Source organism: Microbispora sp. KK1-11, from assembly GCF_006874435.1.
Taxonomy (GTDB): Bacteria; Actinomycetota; Actinomycetes; order Streptosporangiales; family Streptosporangiaceae; genus Microbispora; species Microbispora catharanthi.
This window is the reverse complement of sequence record NZ_VIRJ01000001.1, coordinates 49463-70717: the sequence shown is the minus strand read 5'-3', so window position 1 is coordinate 70717 and position 21255 is coordinate 49463. Positions and strand designations below refer to the sequence as shown.

General features: G+C 71.7%; 18 protein-coding genes. 6 read left to right on the top strand and 12 right to left on the bottom strand.

The window, feature by feature from the left end; all coding sequences use genetic code 11:
• Positions 1-112 precede the first annotated feature (112 nt).
• Positions 113-1405: a helix-turn-helix domain-containing protein gene (locus FLW16_RS00305; protein WP_142556464.1), complete on the bottom strand. Its 1293-nt coding sequence runs from the start codon at positions 1403-1405 to the stop codon at positions 113-115.
• Between the two features lie 1269 nt (positions 1406-2674).
• Here FLW16_RS00305 and FLW16_RS44865 point away from each other — a divergent pair.
• The gene (locus FLW16_RS44865) at positions 2675-2806 is read left to right on the top strand and encodes a hypothetical protein (protein WP_260614714.1); all 132 of its coding nucleotides are present in this window, start codon (positions 2675-2677) and stop codon (positions 2804-2806) included.
• Here FLW16_RS44865 and FLW16_RS00300 read toward each other — a convergent pair.
• Positions 2803-4326 (bottom strand): PucR family transcriptional regulator, encoded by a 1524-nt coding sequence (locus FLW16_RS00300; RefSeq protein ID WP_142556463.1) that lies wholly within the window; start codon positions 4324-4326, stop codon positions 2803-2805. The two genes, FLW16_RS44865 and FLW16_RS00300, sit on opposite strands and share 4 nt — an antisense overlap.
• Positions 4327-4445: 119 nt before the next feature.
• On the opposite strand from FLW16_RS00300, the gene FLW16_RS00295 reads away from it, so the two are divergent.
• Positions 4446-6698, top strand: coding sequence for a molybdopterin cofactor-binding domain-containing protein (locus FLW16_RS00295; RefSeq protein WP_142556462.1), 2253 nt, complete (start codon positions 4446-4448; stop codon positions 6696-6698).
• A gap of 11 nt (positions 6699-6709) precedes the next feature.
• Here the strand turns inward: FLW16_RS00295 and FLW16_RS00290 are convergent, their stop codons facing one another.
• From FLW16_RS00290 to FLW16_RS00280, 3 genes are all read right to left on the bottom strand, one after another.
• Entirely contained in the window at positions 6710-7396 is a 687-nt protein-coding gene (locus FLW16_RS00290; protein ID WP_142556461.1) for a hypothetical protein, read from the bottom strand.
• A 90-nt stretch (positions 7397-7486) separates the two neighbouring features.
• Positions 7487-8011 (bottom strand): hypothetical protein, encoded by a 525-nt coding sequence (locus FLW16_RS00285; protein ID WP_260614713.1) that lies wholly within the window; start codon positions 8009-8011, stop codon positions 7487-7489.
• 204 nt (positions 8012-8215) lie between these two features.
• Complete coding sequence (locus FLW16_RS00280) at positions 8216-9820, bottom strand: SecDF P1 head subdomain-containing protein (protein WP_396684859.1); 1605 nt, start codon at positions 9818-9820, stop codon at positions 8216-8218.
• Positions 9821-9997: 177 nt separating this feature from the next.
• Between FLW16_RS00280 and ald the strand changes: the two genes are divergently transcribed.
• The gene (gene ald, locus FLW16_RS00275; protein WP_142556458.1) at positions 9998-11116 is read left to right on the top strand and encodes an alanine dehydrogenase; all 1119 of its coding nucleotides are present in this window, start codon (positions 9998-10000) and stop codon (positions 11114-11116) included.
• 22 nt (positions 11117-11138) lie between these two features.
• Here the strand turns inward: ald and FLW16_RS00270 are convergent, their stop codons facing one another.
• A complete protein-coding gene (locus tag FLW16_RS00270) occupies positions 11139-11804 on the bottom strand; it encodes a DUF3105 domain-containing protein (RefSeq protein WP_142556457.1) in 666 nt (221 codons plus the stop codon).
• Between the two features lie 106 nt (positions 11805-11910).
• On the opposite strand from FLW16_RS00270, the gene FLW16_RS00265 reads away from it, so the two are divergent.
• Positions 11911-12600: a DUF305 domain-containing protein gene (locus tag FLW16_RS00265; protein WP_142556456.1), complete on the top strand. Its 690-nt coding sequence runs from the start codon at positions 11911-11913 to the stop codon at positions 12598-12600.
• A gap of 28 nt (positions 12601-12628) precedes the next feature.
• On the opposite strand, the gene FLW16_RS00260 is transcribed toward FLW16_RS00265, so the two are convergent.
• A complete protein-coding gene (locus tag FLW16_RS00260) occupies positions 12629-13480 on the bottom strand; it encodes an alpha/beta fold hydrolase (RefSeq protein ID WP_142556455.1) in 852 nt (283 codons plus the stop codon).
• A gap of 89 nt (positions 13481-13569) precedes the next feature.
• Between FLW16_RS00260 and FLW16_RS00255 the strand changes: the two genes are divergently transcribed.
• Entirely contained in the window at positions 13570-14487 is a 918-nt protein-coding gene (locus tag FLW16_RS00255; RefSeq protein WP_142556454.1) for an AraC family transcriptional regulator, read from the top strand.
• Here FLW16_RS00255 and FLW16_RS00250 read toward each other — a convergent pair.
• From FLW16_RS00250 to FLW16_RS00240, 3 genes are all read right to left on the bottom strand, one after another.
• Positions 14484-15572 carry a low specificity L-threonine aldolase gene (locus tag FLW16_RS00250; protein ID WP_142556453.1) on the bottom strand — a complete coding sequence of 363 codons (1089 nt, stop codon included), beginning with the start codon at positions 15570-15572 and terminating at the stop codon, positions 14484-14486. The genes FLW16_RS00255 and FLW16_RS00250 overlap by 4 nt on opposite strands.
• Positions 15573-15635: 63 nt before the next feature.
• Positions 15636-16289 (bottom strand): SDR family NAD(P)-dependent oxidoreductase, encoded by a 654-nt coding sequence (locus tag FLW16_RS00245; RefSeq protein WP_142556452.1) that lies wholly within the window; start codon positions 16287-16289, stop codon positions 15636-15638.
• A 23-nt stretch (positions 16290-16312) separates the two neighbouring features.
• The gene (locus tag FLW16_RS00240) at positions 16313-18433 is read right to left on the bottom strand and encodes a DUF6421 family protein (RefSeq protein ID WP_142556451.1); all 2121 of its coding nucleotides are present in this window, start codon (positions 18431-18433) and stop codon (positions 16313-16315) included.
• A 173-nt stretch (positions 18434-18606) separates the two neighbouring features.
• Here FLW16_RS00240 and FLW16_RS00235 point away from each other — a divergent pair, with 173 nt between their 5' ends.
• Positions 18607-19317 (top strand): hypothetical protein, encoded by a 711-nt coding sequence (locus FLW16_RS00235; protein WP_142556450.1) that lies wholly within the window; start codon positions 18607-18609, stop codon positions 19315-19317.
• Here FLW16_RS00235 and FLW16_RS00230 read toward each other — a convergent pair.
• Together FLW16_RS00230 and FLW16_RS00225 are read right to left on the bottom strand one after the other, a co-directional pair.
• Positions 19257-19919, bottom strand: a complete 663-nt coding sequence (locus tag FLW16_RS00230; protein ID WP_142556449.1) for a response regulator transcription factor — start codon at positions 19917-19919, stop codon at positions 19257-19259. The genes FLW16_RS00235 and FLW16_RS00230 overlap by 61 nt on opposite strands.
• Positions 19916-21100 carry a sensor histidine kinase gene (locus FLW16_RS00225; protein ID WP_142556448.1) on the bottom strand — a complete coding sequence of 395 codons (1185 nt, stop codon included), beginning with the start codon at positions 21098-21100 and terminating at the stop codon, positions 19916-19918. Before FLW16_RS00225 ends, FLW16_RS00230 begins: the two co-directional genes overlap by 4 nt.
• Positions 21101-21255 lie beyond the last annotated feature (155 nt).

The window sequence follows — 21255 nt, the reverse complement described above, 5'->3', positions numbered from 1 at the left end:
TTCCCGGACTCGTCCTCGCGGTCCATGAGAGCTGGACGCGAGCCGGGCCGGAGGCGATCAGCCTCCGGGCCCGGCAGAGCGATACCTATGAGCCCGTTGCCTGTCGGCGCGGTCAGAGCCCGGCGCAGGCCAGCGCGCGCTGGTACGCGGCGACGCTCTGCTCGTCATCGCCGATCCGCCGCCGCATCTCCGCCACGTTCATCCAGTCCTCGGCGGCCTTCAGGGTCTGCGGCGCGTCCTCCAGCCAGCCGGTGACCAAGTCGAGCGCCGCGGCCGCGTCCCCGTCCTGGTGGAGCAGGAAGTACGCCTGGCTCAACAGGACGTTGGAGGCGGGCAGAAGGCCGCTCTTGGTGTGCTGGAGGTGCGTCATCGCGTCCCGGAGATGTTCCACCGCCTTGTCCGGACGGTCGAGCACGAGTTCCGCCCACGCGAGGACACTGGAGCACCGCGCACGGTCGAAGGTGCTGCTTGCCGAGGCCTCCAACTCCCGCTGGGCCCGCAGGAGCAGCTCGCGCACCCTCTCCGCTTCCTCCGGACGAACCCGGAGCATCATCGCCGCGTACGCCGTACGTACACGTGCGAGATTACGGGGCTCGCCGTTCTCGGACTGGTAGGCGAGCGCCCGTTCAAGGAGCGCGATGCCCTCCTCGCCGTGGCCGGTCTTCTCCACCACCTGCGCCGTGTTCCAGCACGACGCCACCGTCGCCCTCGGGGTGCCGAGAGTCTCGGCCGCGGCCAGCAGCTCGTTCGCGAAGTGGCCCGCTCGCAGCAGGTCGCCGCGCACCATGTACGCCGTCAGAAGGGTGGCGCCGAGCTCGACCAGCTCGTCGTTCCAGCCGCTGCGCGCGAAGGTGGCGAGCGCCTGCTCGCCCACCTGCACGGCGGCGGAGAAGTCGCCCCGCTCACGGTGGCACCGGCACAGCGCCAGCGCCACGGCGATCTTGCGCTCCTGCGGCATCGCCTCTGTCTCGGAGCCGTTGAGCTCGTTGAGGACCGAGATCGCCTCACCGAGCTCGCCGCACGCCTCCAGGGCCAGGGCATACCCGTAGCGGGCCTCCACCCGGAGCGCGGTGAGCCCAATCAGGTTGTTGTCCGCGAGCAGTTCGGCGTACCTGCGGCGGGCCTCGGCGACCTCACCGTTCTCGAGCGCCATCCGCGCGAAGCTCAGGCCGACCTCCAGATCCTCCATCTGCTCGGCGGTCACGCCGTTGACGAGGTAGGTGAGCGAGCAGTCGAGCTTCTGGGCGAGCAGCTCGAGAACAGCCGGCGTCGGCGTCCTCTTGCCGCTCTCGATCAGTGATACGTAACTGTCGGAAAGTTCAGGATGCGCCAACTGCGCCTGCGAGAGCCCGCGCTGCCGCCGTATCGCCTTGATGCGCTGTCCGACCAGATCTTGCGCGGCCATTGGCAACTCCTGAAATATTGTAGGCCCGGCAATCTGAGCTGATGGGAGATCCACCGTGCGCCGCCCAGCCTCGTATCTACTTACCGCCCTGATTTTGGCCCTTGTGACCGTTGGTGGCAATGCTACGGCCAACGGCGCTGCCGCGTCTTCCGACCGCCAATACGCCACCTTCGATCCCAGCTGCTGCTGAGCCAGTGGCCACCGGTCGGAGCAGGACGTCGCCGTCCTCGGCGGACGACCCCGCCGCCGGGGACCGGCCGTCCACCTGATACGGGCCAGGCGGCAGACGATTGATCAGCGGGGAACGGAGCCGGTGTCGTCGGCAGACGCCGCTCACAGTCCGGGTCGCGATTTCCGACAAGGAGCCGCCCCAGGAATTGGAATCCCGCAACCGGCGTTGACGCCTTTCCCGTTTGCAAGCACATCGAACGGTTGCGATCTCAAATTACCGGTGGGGGCCGGCGTCGATTCGAGAGGCTTCCCGGCATTCCGCTGACGCCGGCCTTCACGAGAACACCGGAGGCGACCGCCGACCTAATCCTTGAAGGCGGCCGGCTGGCCGGTCCGCAATCCCGACAGGAAAGCGTCGGGCACACCGGACCGTCATACAACGGGTGAACGGGCCCGTTTGCGCGGAGCCTTCCGTCCCGCGCTCGCGTCCGTACGGCCGGCGGCCCCCATCCGAGGCCGATGAGAACGACGAACGACCGGCCGATTCGGGATCAGAGCAGGTCAGCGGGGTCAGGGCGGGCGGTGGCACGCGCCCCGGCGGCGCGTTTCCCACTGGGACCGCGTTCGCCGGGCATCACTCCCGGCTGCGGAACCGGGTCTCCCCGCAATCGCGACCCGCAACTCCCCTTGGGGCATCCGAGCAGCTCGAAGGAGGCGGTTGGGCTTACCGGTGAGTAGAAGATTCCGGGCCAACGGGAACCGGCGCATTATCTGAAGCATCCAGACGATATCTAGATGGAGGATGGCATATTTGATGCTCTGCCGGAACGGGCCCGACGGCGTGCCCGACGACCGGCGACACGGGGATGACATCGCGACGCCGCAGTTTTGGGGAACCGCCGAGGTGCAGTGGCGAGGAGCGCAGTGGCGACTCATCGTGTGCACCGGCCCGGGAGCGCGTTTTCACCCGATCGCAGTGACCCACAGAATGCATCTACGCCGTTACCAGGTGGAGTTAAGACGTATGGATAGCGCGAATGAGCGTAAAGCGTCCGACCACTCACCCTGCCGCCTGCGGCTGCTCGGGCCCCTGGCCGCGTGGCGCGACGGCTGAGCGTCGACCTCGGACCTCCTCTGCAGCGCGCGGCCCTGTGCGTGCTCGCCGCGAAGATGGGACAGGTCGCGACCAAGGATGCGCTGATCAGCCGGCTGACCCGCGCGGAGGGCTAGCCGGCGCGGAGGGCGAGGAAGAGGTCGACGCGGTCGGCCATCGACGACAGATCCTTGCCGGTCAGTTCCTCCACCCGTCTGATCCGGTAGCGGACCGTGTTGACGTGCACGTGCAGCCGCTCGGCGCAGGCGTTCCACGATCCCGTGCAGTCGAGGAACGCGCCGAGCGTGCGCACGAGCTCGGCCCCGTGCCGCCGGTCGTAGTCGAACAACGGCCCGAGCAGCCGTCCGGCGAACGAGGACCGCACGTCGCCGGGCACGGTCGCCAGCAGCAGCGCGTGCGTGTAGATCTCGTCACTGGTGACCACTCCCCCGCCACGCGCCTCGGCCATCCGCCGGGCGTGGCCCGCCTCCTCCACCCCGCCCCGGATGGCCTGCGGCCCGGTCAGCGCGCCGCTCAGCCCGGCCGACACCGTGATCGAGGGCAGCCCGCCGGCGAGCACCGCCGTACGGGCGCGCAGCAGCGCCGCGAGTGCCTCGCGATCGCCCCAGGGGGTGTCGTCGCGCAGAGGGACCAGCGCCACAGACGCGTCGGCGCCCGCGGCGGCCACCACCCCGCGGTCCAGCAGCTCCTCCACCACCTGACCGCCCAGCAGGGCGCGGTCGGGTCCCTCCGTCGCCCCGCGCCTGCTCGCCGTGGCGGCGACCACCGCGTACGGCTCGGCCGGGTCGATGCCGCACGTCCGCAGCCGGGCCGACAGCTCCGCGAGGTCGCCGCCCGCGCAGGCCAGGGCGATGAGCTGCTCGGCCAGCCGGCGCTCCACCCGGCGGCCCTCCTCCGCCCGCGTCCGCTCCATCGCGACGCACGCCGCCAGCTCGTAGCCGATCTCCACGTCGACCTCGCCCCTGCAGACCAGGGCCCAGCCGGCGGCCCGCTGCGATCGGTCCACGGCGAACACCGTGAACGGCCCGCCGCGGTCCACGACGACCGGCAGGCGGACGGCGGCGAGGTAGTCGCGGGCCAGCCGTACGGCCTGCTCCTCGGGCAGCGCGCCCGCGACGACCGCGCCGCAGGCGGACACGACCGCGGCCGTGACACCGAGCTCGGCCTCGACCAGGGCGAACAGCTCGCCGAGCCCGGCCCCTTCTGCCACCGCCGCGACGATCCTGCGGTGCCGCCCGAGGGCGCCGCGCAGGTCGCCCGCCTGGGCGGCGGCGACGCGCCTGCCGACGAGTTCGGTGACGGCTCCGAACGACACCTCGACGGGCACTTCGAGCAGCGGCAGCCCGCGTGCTCTGCACGCCTCCACCAGGTCGTCCGGGACCGTGCCGAGCCGCGCGTCGCCCGCGCCGAGCGCGGCCACGCCCGCCTCGGCCAGGGCGTCCACGAACCGGGCGGAGTCGTCGGGCGACTGGCGCCACATCAGGCCGGTCAGCACCAGTTCGCCGCCCGACAGGTAGCGCCGGGGATCGGGCAGGTCGGTGATGAGCACGCCCTCGATCTCGCGGTCCAGCCGCTCGTCGCCCGTGAGCAGGGTGAGCCGCAGTTCCCGGGCCGCGAGCAGATCATGCAACAGCACGACAGACAGCGTATTTGGAGATATCTACAAGCATCGACTACGCCCGTCCCCGGGTTTCATCGCCGCGCCGATAGGCCCCGCCGCCATCCGGTTGCTGTACTACGACGATGGAGCGGCGGATGGCGACTGAGGAGACGGCGGGCGAGCCGACGAGGACCGGGACGCGTTCGGGCCTCGGTGAGAGCGCGCCGCGCCCCGACGGCACGCTGAAGGTGACCGGAGAGTTCGCGTACTCCTCGGATCTGTGGCTTGAGGGCATGCTCTGGGGCGCGACGCTGCGCAGCCCGCACCCGTCCGCGTGGATCCGCTCCGTCGACGTCGGTCCGGCGCTCGCGATGCCCGGCGTGTTCGCCGTGCTGACGCACGAGGACGTGCCCGGGGAGAAGTTCCACGGGCTGGAGCGGCGCGACCAGCCGGTGCTCGCCGTCGACCAGGTCCGCTACCAGGGCGAGCCCGTGGCGATCGTGGCCGCCGACCATCCGGAGACCGCGCGCCGCGCCGCCGCCGCCATCGTCGTGCGGTACGAGGAGCGCGAGGCGGTGACCGACCCCCGCCGGGCCGCCTTCGACCCGTCCTGTCCCGCCGTCCACCCCGAGGGGAACCTCGTACGGCACCAGCCGGTGAGGGTCGGCGGGACCTTCGAGGCCGAGGTGGTCGTCACCGGCGAGTACGAGGTCGGCATGCAGGACCAGGCGTTCCTCGGGCCGGAATCGGGCCTGGCCGTGCCCGCCGAGGACGGCGGGGTGGACCTGTTCGTCGCCACCCAGTGGCTGCACGTCGACCAGGACCAGGTGGCGCCCTGCCTGGGCCTGCCGAAGGAGAAGGTGCGGCTGACGCTCGCCGGGGTCGGGGGCGCGTTCGGCGCCAGGGAGGACCTGTCGATGCAGGTCCACGCCTCGATGCTGGCGCTGCGGACGGGCCGCCCGGTGAAGATGGTGTACGGCCGCGAGGAGTCGTTCTTCGGCCACGTCCACCGGCATCCGGCGCGGATGCGTTACGAGCACGGCGCCACGGCCGACGGGCGGCTCGTCTACGTCAAGGCGGAGATCCTGCTCGACGGCGGGGCCTACTGCTCGTCCACCCCCGCCGTGGTGGGCAACGCCGCCTCGCTCGGCGTCGGCCCGTACGAGGTGGGCAACGTCTGGATCGACGCCTACGGCGTCTACACGAACAACCCGCCCTGCGGGGCGATGCGCGGGTTCGGGGCGGTCCAGGCGTGCTACGCGTACGAGTCGCAGATGGACCGGCTCGCGGCGGCCTGCGGGCTGTCGCCGGTCGAGATCCGCGTCCGCAACGCGGTGTCGCAGGGGTCGCGCCTGGCCACCGGGCAGGTGATCGACAGCCCCGTGCCGCTCGCGGACATGCTCGGGGAGCTGGCCGCGATGCCGCTGCCGCCGGAGCCGGCGGACGAGCCCGACCTGCGCCTCCTGCCGGGCGGCGTCGCGCAGACGACGCACGGCGAGGGCGTGCGGCGCGGCGTGGGCTACGGCGTCGGTATCAAGAACATCTGCTTCTCCGAGGGCTTCGACGACTACTCGACGGCCCGGGTGCGGGTCGAGCTCGCCGGGGACGAGCCGCACGTGCTCGTGCACACCGCCGCCGCCGAGGTGGGCCAGGGGCTCGTCACCGTCCAGGCCCAGATCGCGCGCACAGAGCTCGGGATCGCCAGGGTCACGATCGCCCCGGCGGACACCGCGGTCGGCTCGGCCGGGTCCTCCTCGGCCTCCCGCCAGTCGTACGTCACGGGCGGGGCGGTCAAGACGGCCTGCGAGGCGGTGCGGGCGCGCCTCGACGCGCTGCGGGCGGCGCATCCGGAGCTGTCGCTGGAGGAGGTGCTCGATCGGTTCGGGCCGGTCGAGGAGACGCGGGAGTACCGCCACCGGCCCACGTTCCCCATGGACCCCGTCACCGGCCAGGGCGACTCCCACACGCAGCTCGCGTTGTGCGTGCACCGGGCCGTGGTCGACGTGGACGTCGAGCTCGGCCTGGTCAGAGTCGTCGAACTGGCCGCCGTGCAGGACGTCGGGAAGATCCTCAATCCGCTGGCCCTGGAAGGGCAGATCCACGGCGGGTCCGCGCAGGGCCTGGGCCTGGCGCTGATGGAGGAGATCCAGGTCAGGGACGGCCGGGTGCTCAACCCCTCGTTCACCGACTATCTGATCCCGACCATCCTCGACATGCCGCCCATGCGGTTGTCGGTACTGGAGAACCCCGACCCCCACGCGCCGTACGGCCTGCGGGGCGCGGGCGAGCCGCCCACGCTGTCGTCGACCCCGGCGGTGGCCGCGGCGGTCAGGGCCGCGACCGGGCTGGCTCTCCCCCGCGTCCCGATCCGGCCCGAGGACATCGCGCTCACGCCCGTCGCCGGCTGAGCCCCACCGGATCAGTCGGCGATGTAGCCGATCGAGGTCACCTCGTAGCCGCGGCTCTTCGCGCCCCGCACGTGCATGAACATGCCGCCGCCCTCGTAGGAGTAGGCGCAGCCGTAGCCCTTCGGCTCGGAGCTGCAGCCCTGGAAGAAGTACTTCACGCCCTTCGGGTCGTACTTCGTCCGGAACAGCGTCTTGACCGCCGTGGTCGTGGCGATCTCCAGGCCCCGGTTGCGGTCGCCCGCGCGCCAGGCGTCGAACAGGTACTTGGCGGCGGCGGACGGCTTCGTGAGATGACGGGACTCGTACACCTTCGTGACCTTCGAGCCCGAGACGACCATCAGGACGCCGTCGAGCCCGCCCGGCACGCGCACGCTGGTGTGGACGAACCGGCAGGCGTTGCCCGAGCAGCCCGCGAACTCGTCCGGGGCCCGGAAGGGGTAGGAGAAGAGCGTGGAGACGGCCCCCGCGGTGGCGACCCGGGATGCCGCGTGGCGGTCCGCGCGCAGCCAGGCGCTGAACAGCTTCTTGGCGACGGCCGCCGGTGCGGTCGTGCCGTGCGCGGACGCCCGGTCGGAAGCCTGTGCGGGGGCTTGCGCGGTGTGCGCGAGAGCCGGGGCGGCGGCGAGCGAAGAGGCGGGGACCAGGAACGCGGCGGTCGCGGCCGTGGCGGCCGCGCCTCGCAACCATCGTGCTGACACGCGCCGTACGTTACCGGGATCTGCTTGCACCCGGATTGACCCCGGCTTGCACCGGCCGCTGCCGCCCTCGCGACGGGCCGCCCGGGACCGTCACCGGCGTCCGCCAGAGGCGAGGGACCGCTGGGCGGCCAGGCCGCGCCCCGCCGCGGCCAGGCATCCGGCCAGCAGCGTCACACCGGACAGCACCCCGCCGACCACGGGCACCCAGGCCACGGCCGAGGTGGCGGTCATGACGAGCCCGGCGACCCCGAGCACGGTGAGGACCGCACCGGGCACCATGATCGACCGGTCCCTCCAGATCGGCCCGAGGGCGACGAAATGAACACCGACGACCAGAGCGATCCAGGCGACGTTGCTCTCCTCGGGGCGGTCCAGGGCGCGCAGCACCGCGATGCCGCCGAACAGCGCGACCGCTTCGATCACGACGACCACCGCGAAGCCGGCGCCGAACATCTTGCCGGCCTCACCGCCTCCCCCGATGCCGGGTTCGGCCCCGGTGGACCTGGCGCGCCCGACGGCGATGAACCACATGGCGACGACCCCGGCCAGGGCGACGGCCGCGGCGATCCTGAGGACGAGGGCGAGAGCATGACCGAGGGGTGGTTGCGAGTTCACGAACACGAAGACGGTCCCGAAAACCGCACCTATCAACAAACCGGTCATACGCTGCATGACAGCGACCTTACCGGGATCGCGATCATCGGCTGACCCGAACCCGTCGCCCCACCCATGGTGATCCAGGACCTGGATCACCATGAGAAGGTCGCACCGGCCGCCCGGCTCAGGTCCGGGAGCGGCGGTCCTGGCCGTGATGCGCGCTCACTGGAACCCCTCAAGGGTGGGCTGCGCGCCGCCCTGCTGTGTGCCGCCGCCCTGCTGTGTGCCGCCGCCCTGCTGTGTGCCGCCGCCCTGCTGTGTGCCGCCCGTCTGCGACCCGCCAGGCTGGCCGCCCTCGTACACCGTGCCGCCCGGCTGCGTACCACCGGTCTGGGTGCCGCCCGGTTGCGTGCCGCCCTGCTGGGTTCCGCCCGGTTGCGTGCCGCCGGGCTGTGTGCCGCCGGGCTGGCCGGCGCCGGTGGCGGCGGGTGAGGCGGCCGGGTTCGGCTGGCTCGCGGGGGTGGACCCGGTCAGCAGCGCCATGATCGCGTCGGCCTGGGTCTTGTCGAAGCCCGCGATGCCGAGGCTGTCCTGGGTGATCTCCTGGGCCACCCGCGGGGCGGCCACCACCTTCTCCCCCACCACGATCGCGAGCTGCTGCTTGACCGTCTCACGGGTGAGCGCGGCGATCTGCTCCTGGCTGGAGGGGGACAGCACGAGCCTGATCGAGTAGGTGCCGTCGTTATCCGTCACCTCCTCGATCTTCTGCACGGTCGTGACCGTGACCCCCGGGTCGAGCTGATAGCAGGAGGTGCCCTTGTCGTCCGGGATCGCGTCCGTTCCGGCGCAGGGCGCCGGCCCCACCCCGGTGACCGGGGCGAAGTGCACGGGCGTCAGCAGGGTGCGTACGGGCGTCTGCTTGAGCGGCGGGGCGTCCGGGTTGCGGGTCATCACCACGGCGACGGCACCGAGGACGCCGGACATGACGACCACCAGCACGAGGGCCACGACGAGGGCGATCGTCGTCCCCCTGGCCGCCCTCGGCTCCTTGGGCCCGGCGGGGGCGGACGGCCCGTCACCCGGCTCCGCGACCCCGCCCGCGGCCGTGCCATCGGGTGCGCCCGGCATCCCGGGCGCGGCGGGCTCCACCGGCTCACCGGGCAGGGCGGGAGCGTCGGCGACACCGGGCACGCCACCGAGTTCGCCGGGAACCCCGAGCGGGTCACCCGGCCCACCGGGCACGCCGAGGGGATCAGCGGGCCCACCGGGCACGCCGAGAGGGTCACCCGGGCCGCCGAATCCGCCCGGCATGCCGAGGGGATCAGCGGGCCCGGCAGGCCCACCGGGCTCACCCGGCACAGCGACCGGCCCAGTGATCGTGTCACCGAACGGATCGTCGAGCCCGCCCGGCGGCTCACCGCGCACACCGAGCGGGTCGTCGAACCCGCCGAGCCCGCCACGCTCACCCCGCGCACCACCCGGGCCACCGAGTGGATCAGCGAGCGGATCGGCGAGCCCACCGGGCCCACCGGGCACGGCGGGTGCCAGGGGGCCTCCACCGGGGTCGCCGGGCCCGCCCATGGGCACGCCGTACGTGTCACCCGGTCCGCCGCCGGCGGCGGGCAGGACGGCCGTCTCTCCCGTGGCACCGGACGCGCCGGACGTGTCGCCGAACCAGCCGCCCCACCCGCCGGACGTCTCGGCGGGCACGCCGCCGCGGTCCTCGGGGCCGACCGGCTCCGGCATGGGAGACGTCCCGGCTCCCGATGTCAGGCCGCCAGGGCGCGGGCCGGGCTCCTCGTCTCCCGGCACGGGCGCGTTGTGCATTCCCACCTCGATCCCTTACACCGCTCGCAGAGCCTACCGAGGTCTGCCAACTGCGGGTAACCGGCCGGCCATGGAACGCTCAACACGCTCTTTTATTGACAATTTGTCATGAATATCCGCCAAATGGTTGCCCGTTGCCCGATGGCCACACAGGCGTTGGGAGCAGACAGTGAAAGCATGAAGGTGGGAGTTCCCCGAGAGATCAAGACGCACGAGTACCGGGTCGCGCTCACACCCGCGGGGGTCAACGAGTTCGTACGCAAAGGTCATCGGGTCCTCGTCGAGAAGGGCGCGGGGCTGGGGTCCGCGATCCCGGACGAGGACTTCGCCGCGGCGGGGGCCGTCATCCTCGGCACGGCGGACGAGGTGTGGGCCGAGGGCGACCTGATCCTGAAGGTCAAGGAACCGGTGCCGGACGAGTACCACCGGATGCGCAAGGGGCAGGTGCTGTTCACCTATCTCCACCTCGCCGCCTCGGAGTCCTGCACCCGGGCCATGCTGGAGTCGGGCGTGACCGGCATCGCGTACGAGACCGTGCAGAAACCCGACCGCACGCTGCCGCTGCTCGCGCCCATGTCCGAGGTCGCCGGACGGCTGGCGCCGCAGGTGGGCGCCTACCATCTCATGCGCCAGGGCGGCGGGCGCGGAGTGCTGATGAGCGGCGTCCCCGGCACCTATCCGGCCAAGGTGGCGGTGATCGGCGCGGGGGTGTCGGGCATGAACGCCGCCGCGGTCGCGGTGGGCCTTCGTGCCCAGGTGCTGCTGCTCGACCGCGACGTCGACCGGCTGCGCCACGCCGACCTCGTGTTCGGGGGAGGCTGCCAGACGGTGGCGTCCAACGCGTACGAGGTCGAGCGGGCGGTGGTGGACGCGGACCTGGTGATCGGCGCGGTGCTCGTGCCGGGCGCCAAGGCGCCGACCCTGGTGAGCAACGACCTCGTCTCGCGGATGAAGCCGGGGTCGGTGCTGGTGGACATCTCCATCGACCAGGGCGGCTGCTTCGAGGACTCGCGGCCGACCACCCACGCCGACCCGGTCTACCGGGTGCACGGCTCGGTGTTCTACTGCGTGGCCAACATGCCGGGGGCGGTGCCGCACACCTCGACGTACGCGCTGACCAACGTCACGCTGCCGTACGCGCTGGCGATCGCCGACCTGGGCTGGCGCGAGGCGCTGACCGCCGACCCCGCGCTCGCCCTCGGTCTGAGCACCCACCAGGGCCACCTCACGAGCCGCCCGGTGGCCGAGGCCCACGGGCTGGAGGCCGTGCCCGTGGACCGCGTGCTGGTTCCCTGAACCCGGCCAGGGGACGTCCGGATCAGGAGGACGGGGCCGTGCTCGGCATCGTCTCCTGCTGGGCCGGCGGGAGCGGCTGCTCGTCGGTGGTGCCGATGCCGCCCGAGCAGGAGGCGCCGTACTCGGGGGTGGTGGTCGGGTTCTGCTTGTACTTCTTGACGAACTCCGGCAGCCGGGGGTCGTCCGCCGAGTCCAGCGCGATCTGGTGGTTCCAGGAGCTGGCGACGATCTTGGACGGCAGGTTCGGGTAGGGGCTCAGCAGCATGTAGTCGGCGGAGGCGAGGCTCTTGAGCTTGTCCACCTCGGCCTTGGGCAGGTCGGGCCGGTAGGTGATCCACACGGCGCCGTGCTCCAGCGAGTGGACGCCGTGCTCGTTGTGGATGGGCTTGTCGTAGATGCCGCAGTTCTGCCAGTAGAAGTTGTGCTGGCCGCCGACGGGCGGGGTCTCCTTGTAGGAGACCTTGTTCCAGGAGTGGTCGGAGCCCTTGTAGTTGAAGGTCTTCACGGCGCTGAGCGACTTGGCCGAGCGGTCGTTGACCACGTAGACGGCGACGAGGGCGACCAGGACGACGATCACGAGGCCGCCTATCCCCCACATGAGAAGCGCGGCGCGCCGCTCCTTACGCTTCTGCTCGGCGCGCATGCGGGCGAGGTGCTCACGCCTCGCCTGCGACTTCTCCTTGGTCATCGCTCCTCCAACCGCTGATCACTGACACCCCCGCTGCGTATGGAGAATAGTGGCTAAAGGTATTGCTTCGGGCAGTGCGACGGCTGTGGCGAGTAGCCTGTGGGCGATGAGCACTGACATCGACGCCCCAGGGGACGACACGGTCGAGACCGCTCCCCCGGCCCGGCGCCGCCTCCCCGTCCTCGGGCTGGTCGTCGTCCTCCTCGCGGCGGCGGCGCTCGTGCTGTTCTTCACCAGGCAGGCGACGCCCGGGGACACCTCCCCCGAGGCCGGCTTCGCCAGGGACATGGGGGTCCACCACGCGCAGGCGGTGGAGATGTCCTTCGTCCTCAGGGACAAGACCTCCGACCAGGCGCTGCGCAGTCTGGCGTACGACATCATCACGACGCAGAGCACCCAGCGTGGAATTTTCATGGGCTGGCTGCAGCAGTGGGGCCTCGACCAGAGCTCCGGCCGCCCGGCGATGGCCTGGATGTCCGGGCACGGGCACGGCGGGGCGGCCACGACCGCCCCGGCGCCCGGCACGATGCCCGGCACGATGCCCGGCATGGCCACGGAGGAGGAGATGAACCGGCTCCGCCAGGCCACCGGCAGGGACGCCGAGGTCCTCTTCCTCCAGCTCATGATCCGCCATCACCAGGGCGGCGTGGAGATGGCCGAGGGCCTGCTCAGGCTGTCGGACCGCGACGAGGTGCGCGCCCTGGCCCAGCACATCGTGGACGGGCAGAACGCCGAGATCCGCACGATGAAGGAGCTGCTGGCCAAGCGGGGAGCCCAGCCGCTCCCCGCGCCTTAGCCCTCTCCGGCCGGTCCGGCGAGCCCCTTCAGTCCGCCCGTGCGGCGTGGAGCGCGGTGAAGGCCAGCAGGGGACCGGCGGTCCGCACCGGATCCTCGAGTATGGGCGAGTGCCCGAGACCGGGCAGCAACTCGACCTTCGCTCCCGGAACCTTCCGGTAGTCGGCGGCGGACGAGGATCTCCATCTGCGGTCGTCCTCGCCGAAGATCACCAGGAGCGGCTTGCCGAGGGCCGTCAGCCGCTCCGGGAGCGCCTGTTGCTCCAGGTAGTCGCGGGCGCCCTGCATCGTCGCGGTGAGCGTGTGGTAGGTCATCATGCGCACCTCGTCCAGAAGCTCCTGGGGGATCCGATAGCCCGCGCGGCTGAAACCGGTGCTCGCGAACTGGCGGATCTGCTCGTCGGTCGGCGGCCATTGCGACGGTGCGATCGCTGCGGACTCCGATGCGATGAAGGCGTCCATGCGGGGCCCGGTGTTGACGAGCGCGAGCGCGATCACCAGGTCGGGTCGTTGCTCGGCGAGAGCGGTGGCGACCACGCCGCCGCTGGAATGACCGGCCACGATCGCGCGCTCGACGCCGAGCCGGTCCAGTGCCACGCCGACCCGGCGTCCCTGGTCCGGGGTCGCGTAGCTCGGACCGGCCGGTTTGGCCGACCGGCCGTGCCCGAGCAGGTCGATCCGGATGACGCGATGCGAACCGGTCAGCAGCGGAACCAAGGAGTCCCACGAGCGGGTCGAGGAGGCGGACCCGTGGATCAGCAGGAGTGGCGGGGCGTCGCGTGGGCCGTCCTGGCACACGTGGATGTCGCCGTCGTCCAGGGACAGCGTCGAACTCTCGGTGGTCTCGGCTTCCGCATGCCGCTCGCCGTCGGAAACAGTCATGCGCCCACTGTGGCCGCGGGTGCGCGCCGGTGTCTTGGACGAATGTTCCCCGCCCGCATGTCAATGCGCACTCGCATAGCCTGGCGGCCGTGTCGACATTCGTGCACGGTGAGGCCGTGTGGGACGTCGCCTGCCCGCGGCGGCCCAGCCGCGTGGCCGGTGTCACCATGGCCGGGTTCCGCGTCGGCGACCTGGACGCGCTCCGGATGGTCCCGCACCCGGCCGTGACGCTGCTGCTGGAGTTCGGCGCCGGTTCGCCCGTCGTGGACTACGCCGCCGGGCGGCAGCAGCGCGGAAGTCTCGTCGCCGGGCCCGGACTCGGGTCCGGAGGCGCGGTCCGGGCACGCGGGGAGAACGTCGAGTGCGTGCAGGTGCGCCTGTCCCCGGTCGTCGCACGCGCGATTCTGGGCGTCTCCCCCGCCGACCTCGACGGCGCCGTGGTGGCCCTCGACGACCTGTGGGGCCGGGAGGCGTCACAGGTCCGCGAGCAACTGGCCGGCGTCCCCTCCTGGGAGGATCGCTTCGCGTTGACCGGCGCGCTGCTCGCCCGCCGGCATGAGACGGGGCCGCCGGTGGACCCGGAGGTGGCCTGGGCCTGGCGCCGGATCGCCGGAGGCCGCGGCCTGGTCCGGGTCGACCGGCTGGCCGCCGAGCTCGGGTGGAGCCGTAAGCGCCTGTGGTCCCGATTCCACTCGCAGATCGGCCTGCCGCCCAAGCGCGCCGCGAAGCTGGTCCGCTTCGACCACGCCGCCCACCGCCTGGTCGCGGGTGGCAGCGCGGCCCGAGTCGCGGTGGAGGCCGGCTACACCGACCAGTCCCACCTGCATCGAGACGTCGTGGAGTTCACCGGAGTGACCCCGGCGAACGTGGCGGGCGAGCCGTTCCTTGCCGTCGACGGCATCGCGTGGCCCGGCCAGGAGGCTCTCTCCGCGGCTCACGGGAGACGCCAGAGGGCGCGGCCGCCGTACCGGACCGACGACGGGACGACGGCCGCGGACCGCGGTTAGGCGCGCAGCTCCTCGGCCAGCGCCGCGGCGAACGCGTCCACGTCGGCCTCGGTCGTGTCGAAGGCGCACATCCACCGCACCTCGACCATGCCCCCGCCGATCTGCTCGTTCCAGTTGTAGAACCGGAACCGCTTGCGCAGCCGGTCGGCCACGTCGGCCGGCAGGATCGCGAAGACCGCGTTGGCCTCGACCGGGCGCGGCACGCTCACCCCGGGCAGGTCCCGTACGGCGTCCGCGAGCCGCCGGGCCATCGCGTTGGCCTGACGGGCGTTGCGCAGCCACAGGTCGCCCCCGAGCAGGGCCTCGAACTGCACCGACACGAAGCGCATCTTCGAGGCGAGCTGCATGCTCGTCTTGCGCAGGTACGGCAGGCCGCGCGACGCCTCCGGGTTCAGCACGACGACGGCCTCGCCCAGCATCAGACCGATCTTGGTGCCGCCGAAGGACAGCACGTCGATCCCCGCGTCCGTGGTCAGGGCGCGCAGCGGCACGTCCTGGGCGGCGGCGGCGTTGGTGATCCGCGACCCGTCGAGGTGGACGAACATCCCCAGCTCGTGGGCGTGGTCGCAGATCGCCTTGATCTCGGCCGGGGTGTAGAGCGTGCCCAGCTCGGTCGCGTTGGAGATCGACACGACCCGGGGCTGCGCCCGGTGCACGTCGCCGAACCCCCACGCCTGCCGGTCGATCAGGTCGGGCGTGAGCTTGCCGTCCGGGGTCGGCACGGTCAGCAGCTTCAGCCCGCCGGTGACCTCGGGCGCGCCGCCCTCGTCGGTGTTGATGTGCGCGGTCTCGGGGCAGACCACGGCCTCCCAGTGGGCGCACATCGAGCGCAGCGACACGACGTTGGCCGCCGTGCCGTTGAACACGGGGAACACCTCGGCCTGCTCGCCGAAGTGCCTGCGGAAGACGCCCCGGACCGCCTCGGTGTAGACGTCGTCGCCGTAGGAGACCTGGTGCCCCCCGTTGGCGAGGGCGATCGCCTCCAGGACCTCGGGGTGCACCCCCGCGTAGTTGTCACTGGCGAACGTCCGGCTCGCCGGGTCGTGCCGGCGTACGGCATCGGTTGTCACGAGATGTCTCCCCATCGCGGTTTCGGGCCCCCGGCCGGCCCGTTCAGGCCCGCCGCGGGTCCGGATCAGCAGCGTAGATCAGGGCGTGAGGTCGATCCTGCGGCCGTTGACCGCAGCCGGCTCCTCGTCCCACAGGCCCGCGACCGCCGCCGCCAGATCCTTCACGTCGGTGAAGGTCCGATACGGCTTGTCCGGGTTCGCGGCCCTCATCTCATCGTGCACCAACGCGTTGACCACGAGGACCACCGCAGCGGCGGAGGTGTCCTTCAGCGCGTCGGCCAGCGACAGCGTCCACGCCTCCGCGGCGGCCTTCGCGGCCGCGTACACCGCGCCGCCCTGCGTCGGCTTCTGGGCGGCCCGGGCCGACACGATCGCGAAACGGCCGTCCTCGCTCGCCCGCAGCAGCGGCTCGAACTCCAGCGACACGTTCTGCAGGGTCCTGATCAGCAGGTCGTGCAGCAGGTCCCAGTCGTCGAGCGAGGTGTCGGCGAAGGTCTTCGACCCGCGCCAGCCGCCGACCAGGTGGACGACGCCGTCCACCCGGCCGTGCTCGGCCCGCACCCGCTCGGCCAGGCCGCGTACGGCGTCCCGGTCGAGCAGGTCGACGGCCAGACAGCCCTCGGCGCCGGACTTGTCCACGCCGACGACCGTGTCCCCGAGCTCGGCGAACTTCGCGGCGACGGCGCGGCCCGCCGGGCCGCCCGCCCCCATGACCACGATCACCCTGCTCATCGCGCGTTCCTCCCCGGCCACGTTCACGCCCGGATGCCCCGGGTCGACTCCACCACGTCGGTGAGCTTACGGCGCAGGGCCTCGTAGAACATGCTCAGGGGGAACTCGTCGGGCAGCACGGCGTCGACCATGGCCTTCTGCTCGGTGGGCAGCGCCTGGACGCCCTGCTTCCACGCGGATGCAGGGTCGGGCTCGACGTACGTCGCGACCAGCTCGTGCGCGGCGAGCCAGTGCGCGCGCTTGGACCGGTCGATGCCGTCGCGGTAGAGCTTCTCCACCTCGCCGCGCAGGTCGGCGACGCCGTCGGCGACCCGCGACCAGTCGATCGTGAGCCGGTTGTCGGTCCACCGCACGATGCCCTGCCGGTGCAGGTAGGCGAACAGCAGCTGGCCGCCGAGCCCGTCGTAGTTGCGCACCCGATCACCGGTGATGGGGAAGCGGAACAGCCGGTCGAACAGGATGGCGTACTGCACGTACCGCGCGTGCGGCACGCCCGCGGCCTCCAGCTTGACGGCCTCGCCGTACGCCGTGAGGTCGCAGCGCAGCTCCTCCAGGCTGTAGAGCCAGTACGGCATGCGCTGCTTGATCATGAACGGGTCGAACGGCAGGTCGCCGTGGCTGTGCGTGCGGTCGTGGACGAGGTCCCACAGCACGAACGTGTCCTGGGCGAGGTCCTGGGACGCCAGCAGCCGGGCGGCGTCCGGCGGCAGCTCCAGCTTCAGCGTGGCCGCGGCGGCCTCGCTGACCCGGCGGAACCGGGCCGCCTCGCGGTCGCAGAAGATGCCGCCCCAGGTGAAGCGCGGCGGGGTCTGGCGCACCACGACGGTCTCGGGGAACAGCACGGCCGAGTTGGTGTCGTAGCCGGAGGTGAAGTCGACGAACGTGATCGGCACGAACATCGGGTTGTCGTAGCCGCCCCGCTCCAGCTCGGCCAGCCAGTCGGGCCACACGACCCGGATCCACACCGCCTCGACGTTGCGGTCGGGGTTGCCGTTCTGGGTGTACATCGGGAAGACGACCAGGTGCTCCAGGCCGTCGATCCGCTGGGCGTCGGGGTGGAAGACGCTCAGCGAGTCGAGGAAGTCGGGCTTGCCGAGGCCGGCCGACACCCACGCGCGGAAGTCCTTCATCACCGCGTCGAGATACTCGGCGTCGTGCGGGAAGTGCGGCGCGAGCCGTGCGATGCCGTCGACGATCTCGCTGATGCACGACACGGCCTCGTCGTGGTCCCCGGTGACCGAGCCGTCCTTGGCCTGGAGCGGGCGCAGCCGCTCCACGGCGGCCTTCAGCCGGGCGAACTCCTCCGCCACCTCGGGGCGGGACCCGCGGGCGGCGCCGGACGCCTCGGGCACGCGGGCGGCCCAGGTCACGAGGTTGCCCCACAGCTTCTCGTGGTCGTAGTCGCGGATCGAGTCGTCGCCGAACAGGTCGGAGTCGGCCAGGACGACCACCCGGCCGCGGCCGTGCCGTACGGCGGCGACGAGCGGCGCGTTCGCGGGGTCGGCGGACCCGGAGGTCGTGAACAGGACGCTCTCCCCGGCCGGCACGCCCAGCGTCCCGGCGCGGTAGAAGCAGGCCCGGCGGACCTCGGCCAGCAGGTCCTGCGCCACGCCGCCCTGCTCGGTCACGGCCTGCCCCGTCACGGCCTGCCCCGTCACGGCCTGCTCGGTGGGGACGCCGAGGACCCAGGTGGCCACGGTGTTGTGGCAGTTGCCGGGGTCCTGCACGGTCGTGTGCTCGACCGTGACCCCGAACCGGGCGAGCAGCTCGCCCAGGTTGCTGCCGTACTTCTCCTGCTCGTGCTCGGCCAGCACGATCAGCCCGCCGCCGCCCGCGACGTACGCCTCAAGCGCGTCGATCTCCTCGGCGGAGAAGACGGGGCTGCCGACACCGGTGGTGCGCTCCCAGCGCCCGGCCGAGGGGTGCGCGACCACGAAGACGTCACACCCGGCCAGCACGTCCCGCGTGATCGGGCCCTCGGTGTGCGCCCGCACCGTGTGGCCGAGCCGCCGCAGCGCCCCGGCGGCCTCGGCATAGCTGTTGTCGTCGGGGTGTGCGGGATTCATGGCCTCGGCGACCTCTCGCCGGATCGTCCACGCCTCGCTGTGCGCCTCGTCGAACAGGACCGCCGGGAAAGCCTGCATGAAAAATCTCCCGTAGTGTGAGCCGTCTTCCGGAAAATATACACATACCTAGCCTTGCGGCGATAAGTCGCTCTAGCGGATGAGGAGACATCACCCGAGCGGCGGACGAGTCCCCGGGGATCGCTCACCTACCGTCACCGGCCGTAGGGAGACAGACCCGAAGGGAAAGATCGATGTTCAAACTGTCCGACTCGGTGGCCTTCCGGCGCACCGTCACCGGAGTTCTGCTGTTCGTCGCACCGCTGCTGCAGTTCGTCGCGCTGCTCGTCGATCCCGGCACCTGGGGCGACGACCGCGAGATGGTCAGCTACGGCGACAACCCCGCCCTGGCCCAGCTGGAGTCGCTGCTCTACCACTGGAGCTGGGTGCTCGTCCCGATCGCGGCCTTCGGCCTGCTGCACCTGGTGCGCAAGAAGTCCGTCGTCTTCGGGCACATCGCCGGGGGCATGACGATCATCGGCTACGTCAGCGTCTCGGCGCTGCTCCTCATGGACCCCGTGGAGTGGTGGTTCGGGCAGCACTACCCGGTCGAGCAGGGCCAGAAGATGTTCGACGAGGTGTTCAACCTGCCCGGCGTCATCTTCGGCTTCACGCTGCCGTGGATCTACCTCGGCATGCTCGGCCTGCCGCTGCTCCTGCTGGCCGTCTCGCGCACCGGCTTCGTCCACTGGTGGGTGCCCGCCGTCGTCGCGGTGGGCTACGTGGCCTCGATCCCGGTGCCGTACAGCCCGCTGACGATCCCGTTCTGGGGCGCCCCCGTCATCGCCATGGGCTACCTCGGCCTCAAGGTGCTGCGCATGACGAACGCCGAATGGGCGTCGTACTACCCGAGCGCCGACCCCGGCGTCACCACGCCCGACTCGTACGCGAACACGACCGCCTGAGCGCGGTCGCGCAGGTTCAGCTTCATGAGCACGCGGGCGACGTGGGTCTTGACCGTGGCCTCGCCGACGAAGAGCTCCTTGGCGATCTCGGCGTTGGTGAGGCCCCGGGCGAGCATCCGCAGCACCTCCAGCTCGCGCGGGGTGAGCTCGGCGAGCTGCGGCGGCCGGACCGGCTCGTGCCGCCCCGCGAAGGAGGCGATCACCCGCGTGGTGACGGCGGGGTCGAGCAGGCCGTCACCCGCCGCGACGACCCTGATGGCCTCCACGAGCTGCTCGGGAGGCGACACCTTCAGCAGGAAGCCGCTGGTGCCCGCGCGCAGCGCGGCGTACAGGTTCTCGTCGGTGTCGAACGTCGTCAGCATGATGACCTTGGGCGGCCGGGGCGTGTCGAGCAGCTGCCTGGCCGCGGTGAGCCCGTCCATGCGCGGCATCGAGATGTCCATGAGCACGACGTCGGGCTGCACCCGGCGGGCCAGGGCGACCGCCTCGGCGCCGTCGGCGGCCTCGCCCACGATCTCCATGCCGGGCTCGCTCTCGACCACCATGCGCAGGCCGGCCCGGATCATCGCCTGGTCGTCGGCGAGGACGATGCGGATGGTCAATTCGTGGCCTCGCTCATCGGCACTCCCTGGGAGATCGGCAGCGTCGCGCGGACGCGGTAGCCGCCCTGCGGCAGCGGCCCGGCGTCGAGGGAGCCGCCGAACAGCTCGGCCCGCTCGCGCATGCCGATGAGCCCGTTGCCGGTGGACAGCGCCGGCCCGGCGCCCCCGCCATTATCGATGATCTCGAGCTCCAGCCGGTCGGGGTGGTAGGCGATCCGGATGCGCGCGTCGGCGTCCCCGGCGTACTTGACCGCGTTGGTGAGGGCCTCCTGCACGATCCGGTAGGCCGACAGGTCGAGACCGGGCGCGAGCCGTACGGGGTCGCCCTCCGTCTCCAGCGTCACGCGAAGCCCCGAGGATCCCACGGTCGAGATGAGGTTGGGCACCATGTCGAGCCCCGGCTGGGGCAGCGCCTCGTCCTGCGGCATCCGCAGCGCGCCGAGCATGATCCGCAGCTCCTCGACCGCCTCCCGGCCCGCCCGCTCGATACCGCCGAGCATCTCGGCCTCCGGCGAGGGGCCGTCCTCCTGCCCCGCGCCCATCCGGCGGCGCAGCACCCCGGCCTGCATGACCATCATGCTCACGCTGTGGGCCACCACGTCGTGCAACTCCCTGGCGATCCGGTTGCGCTCGGCGGCGACGGCCTCGGCGGCCCGGCGTTCCCGCTCCAGCTCCAGCCGCGCCGCCCGCTCGCTCATCCGGTGCGCGCGCAGGAGGTAGCCGCGCAGGGCCAGTCCCGTGGCGTACGCCGAGCCGAACATGACGGTGAGGTAGACGACCTCCTGGAACGGCAGGAACCGGTGGTCGACGGCCCCCGAGTCGAAGACGAGGATGCCCACCAGGGCCCAGGTCCCACCCGGTTTGAACGGCAGATGCGCGCCGATCGTGTGGAAGACGATGAGCAGCGCGGCGAGCTGCCAGACCGGGCATGACTCGTTGCCCTGCCGGTGCCAGGCGTACTGCGCGAGGATCATGAGGATGAAGACCGCCACCGGGGCCCTGCGGCGATACCAGACCAGGACGCCGGTGACCAGCGCCTGCCCGACCCACCACAGCTCGGGATTCTGGGCCGCGCCGTAATCCTTGGCGTCCGTGAACGCCTCAAGGGTGCCCAGCGCGATGATCGCGAGGCCGATCAGGAGGTCGACGCGGGGGACGGAGCGGAGGGGGGACAAGCGCATGCGCGCAGAGTAATCCCTGCCCGGCACAGCGCGCATCAGGCAACGGACGTCCGCAATCGGCCTGCAAGTCAACGTCAAGCGACGGCGCGATCATCGCCCTGTATCAAGTGGGTGTCGGTCACGATACTCACCTTGTCGAGCACTGTCCGCGCTGA